Source organism: Peijinzhouia sedimentorum, assembly GCF_049340005.1.
Classification (GTDB): domain Bacteria; phylum Bacteroidota; class Bacteroidia; order Cytophagales; family Cyclobacteriaceae; genus CAXBDP01.
In genome coordinates, this window is record NZ_JBMPIY010000003.1 from 23,511 (window position 1) to 43,212 (window position 19,702).

Here is a 19,702-nt window from a genome sequence, read left to right on the forward strand (position 1 = left end):
CTATTAATTTGCATCTACACCCACCTTATAATCAAAGGCGCGTTGGATATTTCCTAAATGGTCTTTTATAAAGCGTAAGCGACCAAAACTATCGTACTCATAGCGCAGTAAGCGCCCATCTACCGGGTTGATCGAGCGATATCCTTCCAAAATATCGTAACTGTATGTCTCCATTTGGGAGCCAACCGGATGGATCCGAACTTCATCTACATGGGCTAAACTGCTGCTCAAACTTATGCTGCTCACGCCACTCACCTGATATTGGTAGTATTTCCAATCGCTCGTCAAACTCACACTCCCAATACTTGTCAGCGTTAGGCTGCCGCTGCCTTTGGCCCAAAAACTAACAATATATGGGGTACCTGTACTCAACCCACTTTTGCTGACTTGCTGACTTGGACTCGTTCTTAATTCATAGTATTTGCGACCAGCTGCTGAGGAACCCGTTTTGATGCCTCCACTTGCATAGGTCAACTGTCCGGTTGTACTGCCCTCGAATCCGGAATAGCCATAGGTAGTGCTCGTCGAAAAATTGGTGATTTTGGCGATGGGTAAACTATGGGCATAATCCCACAAATACCCGATCTTCTGCCCATCCACTAGTTCTTGTGTCTGCAAAGTGCCCGTCGCTACATCATAGCCAAAGAGGGCACGTTGCTCATAGTGCGTATCTAACAGAATATTTGGGCCAGGACTGCTTTTGGAGGGAGAAAAGCTCGTTATAAAATCATCAGGTTCCCAAGACCATATCTCTGTAGGTTCATAGATGGCTATACTGCTATTGTATTTGCTTACTTGCCCGCTAATATAGCGCATCTGACTTCCTATCTTACGAGCTTGATATTGCTCAATGGGGACATTGTGTATATGCTGATCCACTAAGCCCGAGGTGTTAGGACTGGCCTTGTGGGCATAATCCAAGGGATAGCTATAAAAAGTGATAATCGATTCGCTTTTATTGCCCAAGCTTGTTTTTACTTCTTTCTGCGTAGGCTGCAAATGACCCGGTGTAGTTTCGTAGGTATATAGCGTCTGTGTATTTCTCGCGACTCCATCATCATCATAGGCCGTTTCATTGATTTCTGCTAACTGCGTCCAAATGGAACGATTATTATAACGATGAACTAAACGATAATCCTGGGTCGGCGAACTGCTTCTATAAATGATCCCTGCCTTTTCGCCTACCGCTGAATCCAATACTTCATAGGCATAGCTCAATGCTCGTTCACTGATAGGATCATAGTCAACGCCATCCCGCTTATATGCTACCTCCTTGAGTAAAGCACCCGGTTCGTACAATCCATAATAAGGATCTGGAAAGGGGTAAATCCGAGAATTATAGCCTACTTCATAAGATAATGGTGGTACTGATTGATATTCATAAACTTTTTTACCATACTCTCCATTCTCTCCCAAATACTCTGTTACTTGTTCATATCCAATAGCTGGCCCATAATAATTAAATTGATCTTGGCTGCTCTGGTTTAGGTAAACATCGTTGGGATGCTCTCCAGTATAGGTTTTATAACTATACACTGGCTGATGGTAGATAATGCCGGACTCCTTTCCATCCTCTTTCGTATAAGCAAATCGGCGCACCTGCCACTTGCCCGATTTTGTGCCATCCCATTCCTTAATGCGTTTCACTCGTAAGCCCGGTCCGGGATAAAATTCTTTTACCACCTCTGTATTATGTACCCATGAAATGAGCAACCTCGCATAATCAAATACAATTGTGTTATTATGCCTTGCATAGGTGATTGTACGATAATCACCTGCTATTAATTTCTTATACTTTTGATCTGTATAGCTGCTGCCATAAAAGTTTAACCCCTCTACGGTCTCCCAAGTACCCCCATTCTTTTTTTGTACTCGTGCAAATGGTTGTTCCGTTCCAGGGGCTGGCGTTCCTCCTGAATTAATAATCTCAGCAGAGACATGCACAAATTGCGTTGTATTGATGGTATATTCAACTGTATCGGATATAAAAGGTGCATCCGGATCAAACGCAAAGGCCTCTGATAATACTGACTTATCTTCAAGCTCATACTGACGAAGCTCATTTAAAAAATCCCAATCTGACCAATAATGCAAGGAATCGCCCCAAGCAGTAACATGATAAAAATAAGGATTTATTTCATCTTCAAAGAGCGCTTCTGTATCCTCTACATTTCCTTTATTTAACTCATACTCAAATTCTACCTCTCCACCAGTCGGGTAGCTGATTTTCTGCAATACACCCATTTTTAAGTGGGTTTCCGACGGTGTTCGATTACCACCTGTTATACTAAAACCCTTTTCTTGTGGAAGATAATTATCCTCGATTGTCGGATGAAGCACCAAATAATCTAGTTGCACTATCTTAGGCTCCATTAAGTTTGCATTGGATGTTGCCCCATTGTAATAATTCCAACGGTCGCGTGCGGAACTCAAGGGGCCGGGAATCGCACCGCTGTTGTAGGTAAATGTATATGGTGGTTGGCTCGTACTTTCTGTGCCGTCATATTCTTGGAGTGACATGAGATACAAACGCTTAAATCCTGCACTATTGGTATGATCATAGCAGAAACTAAAGACTTTAAAGGTGGTATAGCTGGCTCCATTAGGGTCAAGCTTGCGCTGAATCTTGATTTTCCCTAAACTTTCTCCATTGGTTAAATCTTCGCGAGGATCAGGCGATGGATCAAAAAGTACGCGTACTAAGGGACTTGTAATACTACTCAAGCGATACGCACTATAGCCCACAGATGCATCTACATTTGTAGCAGGAGGCGTGGTACTATAATTAATCATATGGATTATGCGTGATTGCCTGCGAAGGGTGTAGGCATTGCTTAAGTTCTCGAAGGTATAGGCAAAATTGATCTCCTGACTAGGCGCTCTGGGATGATACATCTTCGTTAAATGCCAAGCTGAGGTATAGGTAAAAGACCCCGACAAAGAAGTTCCTCCTACAGAGGTAAGCTCCTTTTGATAAAATTCATACACAGTGCCCGAAGCATCTGTGATTTTAAAGCCATTTGTGTCATTGGGCAAGCCTTCTATTTTTAATTTCTCTTTTGAGATTAATTGGATATTTCCTTCATCATCAAATACAAATTTGCCCGAACCTCCTGGAAAGGAAAAAACAAATATATCCGGCTCGCCATCCTCGCCACCTGCTTCTAAATTTCTGTAGTAGGAATTCTTAAAATATGGATTAGCCGAAGGTGACAACAAACCATTGGTTAAGTAGCCTGCGACATGTTCATCGGGCAACTTCCGTAAAATACGGGTAATGCTACCGCCCGCCTGCAAGGACCAATTCATCCCCACCCAAGAGGCCATATCTGTCACTTTTACACCACTTGCATCATAGGACAGCTGTATTGGGATGTTGAGTCCACGATGAGATACCGTAAATAGTGGAATCGATACCGAAGGCCGGCCACTAAAACTGGAACTCGGACTTAACACGTAATTGCTCAAGGAAGCTGCCGTCGGAGAGGGAGGTATACGATCCATTATAAACGGTAAATCCTGACCTATCGCTGATTGCATCCCTAATGCGCTCACGATGAATAGTATGAAATATATACTTGACCTGACCATTAATACGTTATTTTTGGTCAATGCTACTTTTATTATGAATAACATGCAAATAAAATGTAAATATTCATTTATTATTCATATTTCTGAAAATATCATTTTTATATATTACTGTTGATCAATTCCCTTTTTATGTAGTACATAGCATTTTTTACTACTGAAAAAAAAATTCGTCCAATTCTACATATATTTATATTTAATCAAATTGAATACGACATTATCCCTGCTCTATTACTTCAAGCACACTCTTGGAAATAGGCTACTTCCCTCCGAATGAATCCCTTAACAGGGATCAATAGAAATAAAAATATGTAAATCAACTGTTCGACATTTGAAATGTCGTACTCCTGATAAAGAGGATATGTAATCCGACTGATTGTGATCAAAAGGAGAAATTTAAACGCGGAGATCACAGAGTAAAGACGCAAGTGAGCGCAGAGAAAAATCCATTATTTATTATCAAATCCCATCTCCAACTGTTTGACATTTGCAATGTCGTACTCCTGATAAACAGGATTTGTAACCCGGCTTTCGATAATGAGCGAAAACCCACACCCCCGCAATGATCCGAATCAGCCTGCTTGCCGAGGTAAGAATTTATAGAATTTCAGAATTACTAGAACTGTGATTAGAGATGATTTTTTTGATGGACTTTGATTTCCAGCTCCAAAGGAGCACAATCATTAACCCACGGTGTAGCCGTGGGATATTGTCGAAACACAAATCATCCTCCCGCCTCAACAATCCAAAAATAGAATTAGACCTCCATCAACTGCTCTCCAAACCCAACAATACCTCTTCAACATTCTCTGCTTTTTGAATCAACTGCTTTCACCGCATTTGTCTGAACTATGATTAGAGATGATTTTTTTGATGGACTTTGATTTCCAGCTCATCGGAGCGAAATATCCATAGCCCACGGTTTCAACCGTGGGATAAAGGAATAGCACAAATCATCCTCCCGCCTCAACCATTCAAAAATAGAATTAGACCTCTATCAACTGCTCTCCAAACCCAACAATACCTCTTCAACATTCTCCTTTTTTGAATCATCTAGCTTCACCGCATTTGTCTGAACTGTGATTTTTGTGATTAAATGAATACGATGATTTCCACAGCCCATCACGGAAACAGCCAGACCTTCAAGGTTTTAAAAACCTTGAAGGTCTTCGCAAGAAACATCATTTATTTCTAACAAAATTCACCGCCTCTAATCAGCCGTCAACCCTTCTTCCTTCATCAACGTTTACTATATTCCGTTATTCAAAAATACGTCTCAATAAAACCTCAAAATCACCACCCAAAATAGTCCTGAATTTCCTTCAATCTCCAAAGCCTAATCAGCTCATTATCCATGCACATTTTGCCCTGTTTCAGCCCAAATTATGTCCAAATCAACCCACCTCTTTGCAGAAAGTCACTTTTTCGGAAATATTCAAATACTACTATTTTGAACAAGTAAATTTAAAATATGAATTTTCTTTCACTCGATTTTAGCCCATTTTAGTGGGTGTTTACCTTAGGGTTTCCTTGGTGTTTCCTTGCTTTCCTATTGGTGTTTAATTGGTCAATAAGGTGCACAAAGCGAATATTGCGCAAAAAGTAACATAAAACGAAGAAAACGAATATCACGAAAAATGTGCAATAAACGCATATTGCGAATAAAACGCACACTCATTTTTTTATCCCTAAAGGATTCACCAAATTAGTTCAAAGCCGAAGCAAACCACCCAAAATGGAGGGTGCTGCTAGGCCAAAAAAATACGATGATCATTGAGCGAAATTTGACTCAAAATCGCAAAATTTCGTCCAAAGATCAATGCCCAAAATACGTCCAATTTTTAAAAAAAAGACCCGCAAGGTTTTCGAAACCTTGCGGGTCTTCCATCGCCACCGTAACTGTTCGACATTTACAATGTCGTACCACAGATAAAGAGGATTTGTAATCCGATAATATTTTCTTGGCGAATTACCTACTTCATTGCAATTGTTTGAATCACGGATTAACAGATTTCACGAAATTTGCTTTTTGTCCCGTCATGAAATGGATAGAATGTATTGGGTATTGTCCATTAACAATCTGCGGAAACAGTCAGCCCTTCAAGGTTTTGAAAACCTTGAAGGGCTTCACGCTAAACAATCTATTTTGCTAACAAACATTTTCTGTTCTTATTGACCGCTAAAGCCGTAGTATGCTACGGCTCTACTGAATTCAAATCTTTTTCAAATTTTCTGAACAATAATTTCTAGCTTCAAAGGAGCGAAAATCCATAGCCCATGGTTTCAACCGTGGGATAATGGAATGGCATAAATCATCCTCCCGCACAGTCGGTTAAAAATAGGATAAGACATCAATCTGCAGCTATCAAACCTCTTTAACCTCCATCATTTATCAACATCGAAATTGTCTGAACTATCCCGCCTCTCTCGGGCAGGGATTTTTATGACTAAATGATGGACATGATTCTAAGTGTTGTCACGTCTTGAAAAAGGTTCACAGATTTAAGATGAAATCCTTGGCTTTCATACGATCAATAATCTACCAATAAATAGTTAGCCGCTAGGCTGGTAAACTCTTGTACTTGCCTTTTCTCCCATTCTGGTGTTTTATCCATTTCTTTAGCCATAATTCTGGCAACTTCCGGTGCCATATCTATGGCAGCTCGAGCATCTAAAAACAAAGCTCTTACCCGCCTGGCTAGTACATCCTCCACTGTTTGCGCCATTTCGTAGCGAACTGCCCAAATTACCTCCACCTTTTTGTATGGGAGTCGTGCGTGCAATTTTTCTCCCAATTCAGGCTCATCCTCAATCAACCTCTGTAAATAAGGCTGATCAGAACCATAAATATACCAAGCCTTCTTTCGATCGATATTGCGAACATAGCCATGTATTGGCAAATGTGCCGTCATACATTTTCGCTCTTGCAAACCGCCAATCATAGCTGCTTTGTCCACTGTTTCCTCAGCCATTTTGCGGAAGGTGGTCCATTTACCACCCAAAATGGTGACAAGGCCACTTAAGGAAACATGAACCTTATGTCCGCGAGAAATTTCTTTTGTGCTTTCAGTACCATCTTTGGGAGCTGCCAGTGGACGTAAACCAGCGAAAATACTTAAGACATCTTCTTTGGCGGGAGGCTTGGCCAAATAGCGGGAGGCAGTTTTTAGGATAAAATCGATTTCTTCCTTCAATGCTTTTGGCTCTGCACTTATTTCATTCACGAGCGTATCTGTAGTGCCTACTACCACTTTGCCATGCCATGGAACTGCGAATAGCACGCGACCATCATCGGTTTGCGGAATCATGATTGCTGCATCGCCTTGCAAAAATTCACGATCCAAAACTATATGAACACCTTGGCTAGGTTGTATAGATTTGGTTGCATTCGAATCATCCATTTGAATTATATCATCGACAAACACGCCTGTGGCATTTACCACTGCACGACTTCGAATTTCGTAAGACTTATCTGTAAGCAAGTCTTTTACTTTAACTCCACAAACCATTTCGTCCTCTTTGAGCAAATCAGTTACTCGCATATAATTGAGAACAGTGCCGCCACTTTCCACGCAGGTTTGCGCTATATTAATTGCCATTCGGGAATCATCGAACTGTCCATCGTGATACACCACGCCACCCAATAAGCCTTCTTGTTTGATATTTGGGATTTTGGCAATGACTTCATCTGTATCTAACGATTGCGATGGCCCCAAGCCCAATTTGCCCGCCATCAAATCATATACTTTGAGGCCTACGGTATAAAATGGCCCACTCCACCACTTGTAACTAGGAATCACGAAAGGCTGATTATGTACTAGGTGAGGAGCATTTTGGTACATGAGGCCACGCTCGTGCAGTGCTTCCATCACGAGTGAAATATCTCCTTGTGCTAAATACCGAACTCCACCATGCACCAGTTTTGTACTTCGACTTGAGGTTCCTTTTGCAAAATCGTGCCGCTCCAGCAATAGCACTTTATATCCTCTGGTAGCTGCGTCCAATGCTGTTCCTAGTCCAGTAGCACCTCCACCAATTACTACCAAGTCCCAAATCTCATTGGAATATTCTTCCAGTTGTGCTAATTGTTGGTTTCTATTCATATTGAGCTAGTTTAATTTTTAATTTTCCGCTAATTACTAAAAAGCTGCGAGCAGGTATTCAATTATTAAAGCAAAAATGGGAATCATAAATATCAACTCGCCATAGCTGCGATGTGTTCCCATTTGATAAAAGTGTGGCGCTTTGATTCGGAATAGTAGCAACATAATCATCATAATAGAAGAAGGTAACATCCAAAACCAATCGAATGAATAACGAGAGGAAAGTAAGAGCCAGCTCATAAATGCAGCACTTAGGAATAGGTCATGAATAAGGGTGATTTGCTTTAATCCTAATTGCTTGGTGAGTGAAGGCATTTTCATTTTGGCGTCATCTTCCCACTCCAAAATTGAATAGAGTAACAAATCGCAAAAAACAAGGGCAAATATCCAAAAGAGTGCTAAGCTATTATGCCAAAATCCCTCCTCAGCAATATTGGTTATAAGTACGCCTCCTGCATAGATTATCGCTACGAATAGTTCTTTGAGTAGATAAAACTTGCTGCGAGCAAAATGCGCGAGGAATAGATAAACCAATACTACAATGCTGAGACTAATGCCTACTTGCCATATTTGCTTGGAAAGCTGTAAGGCCAAGATAAAGCTGGGAATGGATAAAACACCACAAACAATTATCAGCGCTTTCCAATTGCTATGAAAGTACTCATACCTCCCGCCTTTTATTTGGTGTCGGTATCGATAGGCATCCAATAAATGATCGGCAGTGTATATTACCCAAACAGTAAGACCCAGCAAAACAGGTATAATGATTTCATATTCAATATTTTCTAATCTAGCAAACCAAATACTTATTCCAACTGCTCCCAAGGCAATGTCAAATTGTAGTAAGTGGAAATATTGATATGCTTTTTTCACAAAAAAAATTTATCAAACTTATAGCTAAGCTCGCAAATACATGCTGAGCAAGCTACAATATAGCTGAGCCAGACATTATGTTTCGGCCAATAAGGTTTAATTTAAAAAAATCGGACTAAATTTGAGTTTAAATCTTCATACTAAGGGAATTAAAATTAATCATATGATTAAATTCTACATAGCTTTTTCAACAAGTGTGCTGCTTTGTCATCTTGGAATCGGAACTGTGTCAGCTCAAATACAGTGGAATAGTATTAATACTCCCTATATTCAAAATTTCAACAACCTTGCTAGTGACGGGTTTAGTGATAATTTGCCTCAAGGCTGGTATCTGATGGAGACAGGTACAAGTAGTCGCAATGATGGACAGTATGTAGCGAACAATGGCGCCTCAAATAGCGGCGACATCTACAGCTATGGCCAAAATAACTCTGATAATCGCTCGTTTGGCAGCTTATTATCAGGCTCCCTTTCACCAAGTATAGGTGCATACTTCGTAAACAATACTGGATCGGTAATTACAGCACTTAAAATTAGCTATACCGGCAAAATGTGGCGTCTTGGTAATAATTCAGGTCGCTTAGATTTCCTTGAATTCAGCTACAGCCAAGATGCCAGCTCATTGAATTCCGGCACTTATAACAGCGTTTCTCAATTAGATTTTGTAACACCCAATACCGCCGGCAATATTGGCCCTAGGGATGGTGATAACCCATCATATCAAAAAGAATTAAGTCAAACTATTTCAGGGCTTAATATGGAACCAGGGAGTGGCATTTGGCTCAAATGGGAAGATATAAATGCAACAGGTGCAGACGATGGGCTTGCTATCGATAATTTTTCGATTGTCCCTATGGGTCAAGATACTGAAACACCAATCATTATCACTTCACCTACATTTCTTTCATATGGAAATATTCAGGTTGGTGCAAGTAAAGTACTTTCCTATCAAGTAACGAGCAATAACCTGAACGATTCTATTCACATTATAAGTGATAAGCCTGAGCTATTTAGTTTGTCCGCAGACGGAGTTAATTTCAGCAATGAGATACATATTGCTGTCGAAGGTCAAGAAGTGTTTGTCAAATTTAACCCTCAAGCAATCGGAAGCTCCACATCACAAATCCGTCATAGAAGCGGCAATGCTCAAACAATCATAAGCGTAATTGGAAGTGGTTTTGATCCTTACAGCAATATAATTTCCATAGCTGAAGCACGTGATAAACAAAGTGGGGATATTGTAACTGTAGGCGGGAGGGTTACTGCTGGCAATCAATTTGGAAGTCCGTCATTCATCCAAGATGCTACTGGAGGGATTCCCATTTTCAATAGTAATTTTAGTTCAAGTATAGAAATAGGTGATTCAGTTTTGGTGTATGGAACCATCGGATTTTTCAATGATCTGATACAAATCACAGGCTCTAATTTATTAGGCAGAAAAGTTGATGTTGCTAAAAGATTTGTGAGTCCAAAGCAGGTGGAATTAAGCGAAATTGCTCAATATGAAGGCCAATTAGTGACCGTAGTGAATGTGGAGTTGAGGGATAAGAGTTTTGTATTCTATCCCAATAGCACGGAAATTATTGAAGACCAAGACGGTATAGAAGCCCAAATGAGAATTGTAGGAAGTACGGATATTCCAGGTCTTACCAAACCGCAAGCTGAAACAGACATCACAGGCGTAGTCGGTCGCTTTCGAGCCAATACACAATTGCAGCCTAGATTTCAGCCGGATATTCCCGGAAGTGAAATCCCTACCTCAAACACAGACCAGCTAAGCAGAAATACAACTTTAGATGTAGCCACATGGAATATTGAATTCTTTGGAGCTCGCAGGGAGGATTATGACAATCAAAGCTTTGGCCCGGACGACGTGGCTTTGCAAGCTCAAAATGTAAGGCGCGTATTAGATTCTTTGCACTCCGATATCATTGCTGTACAAGAGGTTTCTAATACCTCCCACTTGGCCGAAATGGTTGCTTTAATGCCTGGCTATGCTTATGTATGCTCAGATAGATATTCATATTCTTGGGAAAGTGAAGATCCTTCATTTGCACCACAAAAAATCTGCTTTATTTATAGAACATCCACAGTGGAAATCGTCAGTCAAAGAGTGATGTTCGAAGAGATGTTTGACGCCGCGCGTGCTGGTTCAAGTACTGCATTAGACAATTATCCAGGCAATAACCCGTCAAGCTTCTATTCAAGCGGGAGGTTGCCTTTTGAATTGAAAGCAAGGGTTACAATCGGTTCGGTGCAGCGAGATATTACATTTATAAATATCCATGCAAAGAGTGGAGGCAGTGATATCGCAGATTACAACCGTCGCCAATTCGATGCGCTAGCGCTGAAAGATACTTTAGCCACCTATTATCAAAATCAACATGTAATTCTACTAGGTGACTTAAATGACGATTTGGATGCTTCAATAATCCAAAACCTGCCAAGCCCTTATAGTCCATTTACAGCCTCTGAAAGTGGCTTTTTACCAATTAGTAAAGCATTGAGTTTAGTCAACAATCGCTCAACTACAGGCTTTAGTGATATGATTGATCATATCATTGTTTCGTCCAGCTTAGAGCCTGATTATATTCCGGAGTCGGCCAAAGTGATTGCTCCATTTAGGATGATTCCTAACTATGCAAATAACACTTCTGACCACCTTGCAGTAACTGCTCGATTCGAATTACTTGGCCCAATAGCTCGATTTGATGAATTAGAAGCTGGCAGAAAAGAGGGCTCAGGACCATATACCAAAACCATTCGATTTGCTGCGCCCACTACTGAAGAAGGCACAATTACAATTGAAGTAGAATTAGGAGAAGGTGCGGTATATGGTAAAACGGAAGATTTTTATACTTTACCTGCAACGCAAAACAATCAGATAACCTTAAATGTACCTGCAGGTTCATCTTCCATCTCATTTACTATAATTCCAAATGTGGATAATAAGCGGGAGGATGAAGAAACCGCAACATTCAAATTATTGAGTAGTAGTGGGGGAGTATTATTAAATGAATTGGATGAGTTCACTTTTACAATAATTGAGGTTTGGAGATTTACCTTTGCCACAAAGGTTGTTATAAGCCCAAACCCTACATCAGGAATTATTAGTTTGGTTCCCGTCGAAGGATTGGATGAGGATACAATAGTAACAGCCACCTTAAAGGATTTCCTTGGAAGGATTTTATATAATGGAACTGCAAATTTGAATCAATTGAGTCAAGAGCTTTCGACCGTTCTTACCAACCATAACGGAAAAGTTTACTTACTCTATCTCGGAATTGATGGAGAGCTGGGAATTACAAGAATATTGAAGAGGTAATTACTTCTTTAGAAAGCGAAGTGAAGTAGGATTGGAATTATTAAGGACTTTCAAAACATAAACTCCTTTTGGCAAAGAATATACTTCCATCGTTGTTCGTTCAGAATCGATGGTAGAAGTGTAAACCAAGCTTCCTTGGGTATTATAAACTTGAAATTGAGTTCCCCTATCGTAATTATTGATAATAAATAGTTGATCTGAAACAGGATTAGGAGCTAGTTTAAGAAACTTCCCATTTGTTTCAATAATTATTCTCTCCAGTTGTGAAACGCTTATGCTGCCATCAAAGTCAACTTGCTTTAATCTGTAATATGAGATCCCTACTATCGGGTTTTCATCTATATATTGGTAGGTGAGTGTTTGTGAGCTATTGCCTGCACCTGGCTTTTGAGTAATCGCTTCCCATTCATTTCCATCTAACGATCTTTCAATCAGAAAATAATCATTGTTCTCTTCACTAGCAGTAGCCCAATTAAGCTCAACTCTCTCGTCCGCTAATTTTGAAGCTTTAAAATAGATCAAGCGAATGGGTTGAGTTGCATTTGGAATAATTGTTTCAAAAGCACCCATATTTACCCCTCCATCAAATCGTTCTTCATTGTCAACATCTCCGTCCAAGTCATATGTGCTAAGGAAGCCATCAGAGCCTGTATTTGCAGCGGGAGAATCTTCAAAAAGTTTATAATCCCCATCTATAGTTGGTGCGGCGGTCGGATCCATCGGATCGACAAACATGGGATCACTCGTTGTGCTGAATGCATCTGCAGATACATTCCCAACCACATCTCCAACATCATCACCATATAGCGAATGATTGAGGGTTGTAGATGATGTGTTTTGATTGGCGAGTAGTTGAACAGCTGAGCCGAATGGTCCGAAGAAATTAGACTCACTGATTTCTGCAATGACATTATACAATTGTTTACCACCACCACCGGCACCATTTCCCCAGACGATCGAATTTCTTAACACCGGATTACTTGGATTTCCACCTTCATCCGTATTAAAAAATGCTCCTCCATCATTATCCGCATAATTTCCTGCAATAGTCACATTAACAAATAATGGGTTCGATGCACTCTTATTGTAAACACCTCCTCCGTTTACGATTGCTCTATTTCCAGTAATTACAGAATTCACAATTTCAGGACTATTCCCATTATTTCCACCATTCCCATATATAGCACCTCCAAACCGAGCTTGATTGCCTAAAAACTTACTACTGATTATTAGCGGATTAGTACCATCATTATAATTCGCAATGGCTCCTCCACCTCTTACATTGCCATTGCTTCTAAATACTGAACTTCTGATTACATCGGTATTACAGCATTGATTATAAATAGCTCCTCCATAGGACTCCCCACTTAAATCAGGGCCATTGTTATTTTCGAACAATGTGTTTATGACTAAAATTGAGCTTTGTTCGAAACTTTTGATCGCTCCTCCACCATTCTCCAACGACCCAGACAATTTAAAGCGGTTATTTATAAAAGCTGAATTCAAAATGGTAAGCTCGCTACCTGCACGATTGTAAATAGCGCCTCCTGCAACATTGGATTCATTCTCCTCAAATGTAAGATTTATCAGCGTCGGGCTACTCGCATAATTAAACATCGCACCTCCATATCCATGATCTCCTGTTCCATTTGCATTGCCCCCTTTGAGGATAAATCCGTCTAGAACGGCAGTTGAATTAAGGTTTGTTCCATTTGGATGATAGAAAATATGGTAAGAATTATCAGTTCTATTACTAAAGCTTGAGCCATCATTCTCATCTAAGTCTCCACTAAGAATTGTCGGATACGATTCCCAATCTCGATCTCCAATGCCCGGATTACCTGTATTTTGGAAACCACCATAAATGGTTATACCATTCTTCAATTGCCATGTTTTTGTACGCGAATCTGCAGGGCTCGAATTACCTGAAAGGTCTTTCTCAGGCATATATGTTCCTTGTGCAACCCAAATCTCATTCCCGGTAGTAGCTGCTTCTAATGCATCTTGAAGTGAGTTAAAAGCATTGGTCCAATTTGTTCCATTGTTATCACCAACAGCCTCTAACTTTACATAAAATCTATTTTGACTGATACCGAAACGCTTCCAGTGAGGGTTATTTACAGCATTGCCTGCAAGATTAGTCACATTTACAACTCTCAAATACAAATCAAAAGGATCGTCAATATTAATGGGACTATCCAGCGTAATTGTTACTTCATTACTGCCTACACCTCCCAATACTGGGTTAGTAGAAATTGCGTCTACCACCGTAGCAGAATTAATTGCATCGCGAATGGAATAGTTTGAAGCAACTTGAGCAGTAGTTGGGTTTAACTCTTGATTAAAAATCGCTTTTAATGTCGTACTATTTATTATTTCAATTGTAATGATATATGGACGTATAGTCCCTACTTGAGGATCTCCTGTTACTACCCCAACTACATTGAGGTTTCTGTCTGGTTCCAATGTAAAATCTCCACTATCGTCCACTATCATGTCATTGTACACAATCACATTTTGTGTGGAATTTACTTCTGCCCCCTCTTCAACGTCCAGATTATAAAACTCAATCTGCCCATTACTTCCGGTGATTTCTTGTACTCCATCCCCGGCAAATATAAATGTGCTTGTTCCTGCATTAAACGTTCCACTATTCTCTATTTCGCTACCGCTAAATACAATAGTCGTTGAGCCCGCATTGATTACTCCACCACTATTTGCAATAAATACATCATCTTGAAAATTGATAGTGCCCGTGCCTCCATTGAGTGTGCCGCTATTTCTAAAGGTAGAAGTCCCAGCAACAGTCACATCGCCTGGTCCGGTATTTAATACTCCACTGTTTCTGAATTCTGCATTCCCTTCAACAATAATTTCTCCACCACCAATTATAGATATCGAACCGCTGTTTCTAAAAATAGCTTCTCCCTCAAAGGTAATTGACCCATTAAAAATCTCTGTTTCTGAATCACCCTGAGCTGTAAAATCCTTTGTAAAGATAACATCGGCATTCCCTATATAGAACCTACCGTTATTCTCTACTGCGGCTTCATCATTGAACTGAATACTCCCACCTGCAGATATTGGTAATTCAGGGAATGATGGATAATCAGGATCATTACTTACATCCGGTGTAACTGGAGCCATAAAGAATCTCCCACCGTTTCTAATTACAAGGTCTCCATCACTAAAAATAAAATTGCCTAATCCTCCATTGAGTACGCCAAACAAATTGGTTGATCCATCAATGGTTATATCTCCTGTACCTACACTAAATAACTTCCCACTAGACAGCTGGAAACCATTACCTAAATACATATTTCCTTCTTGAATATCTAGTTCACCATTAACCTGTAAATAGGCACTGGGTAAGCTTAATGAACCACCATTCGTAATTTGCACCAATGTGTTATTATATGCATAAGAAAAACCACTCCCATTGACTTGCAAATGTCCATTATCTAGGAAAATGGTGCCATTGTTATTAATGCTCACATTATTCGAAACAGTCAAGGTTGCTCCATCAGTAACATATATGTTCCCGCCGTTCCAGCCGGAACTGACTGTCAAATTACTGATTGTTACATTGCTAGATATAATAGGGAAGTTAGTAGTATTTGGGATATTAACACTGGAGCCACTAACCGGTACTGAATTACCATTCCAGTTTGACGGGTCTGACCAATCAGAATTAAGATTCCCATTCCAAGTAGACTGAGCAATTGATCCCCCGAAAAAGCCAAAGAAAAATAGACACGCTAATCCCATCATTCGGCCTAATGCAAAACGTTTACTTACCGGATTCCCTATTGCTGTTCCAATTTGGGATTCCATTCTAAATGTTAGCGCAAAAAATTATTTTAAGAATATGCATATAAATTGCCACATTAAATGTGTGAACAACAAAAATACATTAATAAAACGAATAAAAACTAACATGTAAGACAATAAGTTTAACTAATCTGAGATAGTTTATTCAATTCATTTTTTTATTATTAAATGTATTAATATAATTAATTCTTATTTTAAATTGGGAAAAAATAAGATAAAAAAAGCGACACTGTTCGCACAGTGTCGCTTTTTTTATTATTGGGTAATTTTATAATTCTATTTCGCAGCTAACGCTTCAGCACCACCTACGATTTCTAGTATCTCTTTGGTAATTGCTGCTTGGCGTGTTCTGTTATACGTCAATTTCAATTGTTTCAGTAGTTCACCAGCATTATCAGTTGCCTTATCCATTGCGGTCATCCTAGCACCATGCTCAGAAGCATTAGAGTCAAGTAACGCTTTGTAAAGCTGAATTTTTAATGACTGCGGAATGAGTTCTTCTACAATATATGCTGGTGTAGGTTCAAACAAATAATCCGTTTTTGATGATTCGGCTTTACCTTCAGCTGGTGTTACTTTTTCTACCGGCAAGAATTGCTCTTCCATTACAAGTTGCGTTGCAACATTTTTGAAACTATTGTACACAAGCTCTACTCTATCGTATTTGCCACTTACAAATGAATCCATGATATATTCGGAGGCTGCACGAGACTCATCGAAGGACAATCGAAGGAACAAATCGCTATGTCCACCTACAATATTGAAATTTCTACGCTTGGCATACTCAAAAGCCTTTTTGCCAATTGGCAAAAAGGTTACCTTGCCAGTAGCAAATTCTACTGCATATTTCTGGTTCAACAGTCTATTAGCGCCTTTGAAAACATTACTATTAAATGCCCCACACAAACCTCTATCGGAAGTGATAAGCACAATTAGCACGTTTTCTACCGGGCGTTCTACTGTAAATTCAGAATTCACTGTCTCATCCAATGAAGAAGACACATTCTGCAATATACCTGAAAGACGTTGAGCATAAGGGCGCATACGGATGATGCGATCTTGGGCTCTTCTCAACTTAGCAGCTGCCACCATTTTCATGGCTTTGGTAATCTGCTGGGTTGAGCTTACCGATTTTATTCGCTCTTTTACTTCTTTTAAGTTGGCCATTTGCTTTCGGCTTAGCTATATAAAATATAGGAAGAGGCGAATCACCTCCTCCCGCTTTTTCTAAATATTACTTGGAATAACGAGGTGCTAGTTCGGCAATCACCTTTTTCAAAGTGTCTTCAGCTTCGTCAAGTTTCCCTTTTCTCAAAGATTCCAAAGCATCTTTATGCTGCAATTCAAGTGTAGAAGCAAATTCTCTTTCGAATGCTCTTACTTTTTCTACTGCTACATCATCGATCAAACCTTTGGTAGAAGCATAGATAATTGCTACCTGCTGCTCTACAGAAACAGGAGAATATTGCGCTTGCTTCAAAATCTCTTGATTACGACGGCCACGCTCGATTGTACGCTTAGTACTAGCATCTAGATCTGAACCAAATTTAGAGAAAGCTTCCAATTCACGGAACTGCGCTTGGTCAAGTTTCAATGTACCAGCAACTTTCTTCATTGATTTGATCTGAGCAGAACCACCCACACGTGATACCGAAATACCTACGTTAATCGCAGGACGAATACCCGCGTTGAATAAGTTAGTTTCCAAGAATATCTGACCATCTGTAATTGAAATTACATTGGTTGGGATATAGGCAGAAACGTCACCTGCTTGTGTTTCGATGATTGGAAGAGCTGTCAATGAACCGCCACCTTTTACTTTACCTTTCAAAGAAGGCGGGAGGTCATTCATGTTTGCAGCGATCTCATCGTTATTGATAATCTTCGCAGCACGCTCCAATAAGCGAGAGTGAAGATAGAATACGTCACCTGGATAGGCTTCACGTCCTGGAGGACGACGAAGAAGCAATGAAACCTCACGATAAGCAACCGCTTGTTTCGACAAATCATCATATACAACTAAAGCAGGACGGCCCGTATCTCTGAAGAACTCACCAATAGATGCACCAGTAAATGGAGCATAGAATTGCAATGGAGCAGGATCAGCAGCTGAAGCAGAAACGATTACCGTGTAATCCATTGCACCACCTTTTTCAAGAGCAGCAACAACTTGTGCTACAGTACTTGCTTTCTGACCGATAGCAACATATATACAGAATACAGGTTCGCCTTTTTCGTAGAATTCTCTTTGATTCAAAATCGTATCAATCGCAACGGCACTTTTACCTGTTTGGCGATCACCGATAATTAACTCACGCTGTCCACGACCGATTGGAATCATCGCATCGATAGACTTGATACCCGTTTGCAAAGGCTCATTTACAGGCTGTCTGAAAATTACACCTGGCGCTTTACGCTCAAGTGGCATTTCGAACAATTCACCTGTGATTGGTCCTTTACCGTCGATTGGCTGACCAAGTGTATCTACTACACGGCCTACCATACCATCGCCAACTTGTACCGAGGCAATTTTGCCGGTTCTTTTTACAGTATCACCTTCTTTTGTATGCGCTGAAGCACCCAAAAGTACCGCACCTACATTGTCTTCTTCAAGGTTAAGCACAAGTGCTTGAAGGCCATTTTCAAATTCCAATAGCTCTCCTGCTTGCGCATTTGATAGTCCGTAAATACGGGCAACACCATCACCAATTTGAAGTACTGTTCCTACTTCTTCGAGCTCAGCAGCGCTTTTGGTGCCTGCCAATTGCGCTCTTAGTATTGCTGAAACTTCATCCGGTCTAACTTCTGCCATGATATGATCCAGTTATTATTTCGTTGTGAAACGGGTTTAAAATTCTTTTACGTAAGGGTTTTCGCTGAACGTTTGTCTTAGGCTCTTCAATTTAGTATTGATCGAGTCGTCTAGCTGTTCATCATCTACTCTCAATACAAATCCACCTATGATGCTCTCGTCGATTTTCTCGATAAGCTCCACAGATTTCATATTTGAGATAGTTTTTACCATTTCAATAAACTCACTTCTTTGCTCAGCAGTAAGTTCGCTTGTAGTGGTAACAGTCGCCTTTTGGATACCCAAATGACTATTATATAATTTATGAAATTCGGTAACCATAGAAGGAATTACTGATTCCCTGTTCTTTTTGGTTGTAACTGCCAAAAGAGACATGGTTAATTCATTTACCTTTCCTTCGAATAACTCTCTGAAAATGGCCAATTTTTTCAAATGTGGTATTACAGGGTTTTTAAGCAAAAGCTTCAACTCCCGATTTCCATTTATTAAAGAGCCTACCATTTGCAAATCTTTACTCACCTCTTCAAGTGAATTCATTTCGATACTTAAGTCGAAAAGTGATTTGGCATATCTTGCGGCTACGATTAAATCTGACATTCCTTTTGGAATTTTACCTAGTTCAATTTAACATCTTTCAAAAAGTCATTAACCAATGCTTTTTGAGAATCCTTATCTTCCAACTTCTTTCTTAGCAATTTCTCAGAGATATCAAGAGACAATTGAGCTACTTGATTTTTTACATCTGTGAGGGCAGCTAATTTTTCGTTGTTGATAGCTTCTCTTGCATCTTCAAGAAGTTTGGCTGCCTTTTGTTGAGCAACGCCAATTTGTTCTTCTTCGAATTTGCGAGCTACTTCACGAGCATTGTTAAGGATATTATCTCTCTCGATGCGAGCTTGATCTAATAGCTTTTCATTATCAGCCTTTAAATTGGCCATTTCCACTTTTGCCGCTTCAGCTGCTTGTAGCGCAGAGTCGATCGAATCTTCTCTTTCGCTCAATGCATCCAAAATTGGCTTCCATGCGAATTTTCTTAGGATCAATAGCAAGGATAGGAAACCTAAAGCTTGCCATATAAATAATCCACCGTCAGGTAATAAAAGATCCATAGTATTAACTTGTTAATGCTTCAAATAAAAAACAACCGGGCCCATCGCCCGGTTGAATTGT

Annotated in this window: 9 protein-coding genes; 1 reads left to right on the forward strand and 8 read right to left on the reverse strand. The window is 39.9% G+C overall.

All coding sequences use genetic code 11. The features are described from left to right. Positions 1-3: 3 nt before the first annotated feature. The 3 genes from ACOXY8_RS05765 to ACOXY8_RS05775 all read right to left on the reverse strand — a co-directional run bounded on the left by ACOXY8_RS05765 (position 4) and on the right by ACOXY8_RS05775 (position 8,564). Positions 4-3,591 (reverse strand): hypothetical protein, encoded by a 3,588-nt coding sequence (locus tag ACOXY8_RS05765; protein ID WP_458330607.1) that lies wholly within the window; start codon positions 3,589-3,591, stop codon positions 4-6. Positions 3,592-6,119: 2,528 nt separating this feature from the next. Continuing rightward, positions 6,120-7,691, reverse strand: a complete 1,572-nt coding sequence (locus ACOXY8_RS05770) for a glycerol-3-phosphate dehydrogenase/oxidase (RefSeq protein WP_458330608.1) — start codon at positions 7,689-7,691, stop codon at positions 6,120-6,122. Positions 7,692-7,727: 36 nt separating this feature from the next. After that, positions 7,728-8,564, reverse strand: coding sequence for a hypothetical protein (locus ACOXY8_RS05775; RefSeq protein WP_458330609.1), 837 nt, complete (start codon positions 8,562-8,564; stop codon positions 7,728-7,730). Between the two features lie 163 nt (positions 8,565-8,727). Here ACOXY8_RS05775 and ACOXY8_RS05780 point away from each other — a divergent pair, with 163 nt between their 5' ends. Further along, positions 8,728-11,889: an endonuclease/exonuclease/phosphatase family protein gene (locus ACOXY8_RS05780; protein ID WP_458330610.1), complete on the forward strand. Its 3,162-nt coding sequence runs from the start codon at positions 8,728-8,730 to the stop codon at positions 11,887-11,889. Here the strand turns inward: ACOXY8_RS05780 and ACOXY8_RS05785 are convergent, their stop codons facing one another. The 5 genes from ACOXY8_RS05785 to ACOXY8_RS05805 form a co-directional block, all read right to left on the reverse strand. After that, on the reverse strand, positions 11,890-15,723 hold the full coding sequence (locus ACOXY8_RS05785; RefSeq protein WP_458330611.1) for a T9SS type A sorting domain-containing protein: 3,834 nt from the start codon (positions 15,721-15,723) through the stop codon (positions 11,890-11,892). A 273-nt stretch (positions 15,724-15,996) separates the two neighbouring features. Further along, on the reverse strand, positions 15,997-16,887 hold the full coding sequence (gene atpG / locus ACOXY8_RS05790; RefSeq protein ID WP_458330612.1) for an ATP synthase F1 subunit gamma: 891 nt from the start codon (positions 16,885-16,887) through the stop codon (positions 15,997-15,999). A gap of 67 nt (positions 16,888-16,954) precedes the next feature. After that, positions 16,955-18,532, reverse strand: coding sequence for a F0F1 ATP synthase subunit alpha (gene atpA / locus ACOXY8_RS05795; protein ID WP_458330613.1), 1,578 nt, complete (start codon positions 18,530-18,532; stop codon positions 16,955-16,957). Positions 18,533-18,568: 36 nt separating this feature from the next. Then, on the reverse strand, positions 18,569-19,129 hold the full coding sequence (gene atpH / locus ACOXY8_RS05800; RefSeq protein WP_458330614.1) for an ATP synthase F1 subunit delta: 561 nt from the start codon (positions 19,127-19,129) through the stop codon (positions 18,569-18,571). Between the two features lie 17 nt (positions 19,130-19,146). Next, positions 19,147-19,641, reverse strand: a complete 495-nt coding sequence (locus ACOXY8_RS05805) for a F0F1 ATP synthase subunit B (RefSeq protein ID WP_458330615.1) — start codon at positions 19,639-19,641, stop codon at positions 19,147-19,149. Positions 19,642-19,702 lie beyond the last annotated feature (61 nt).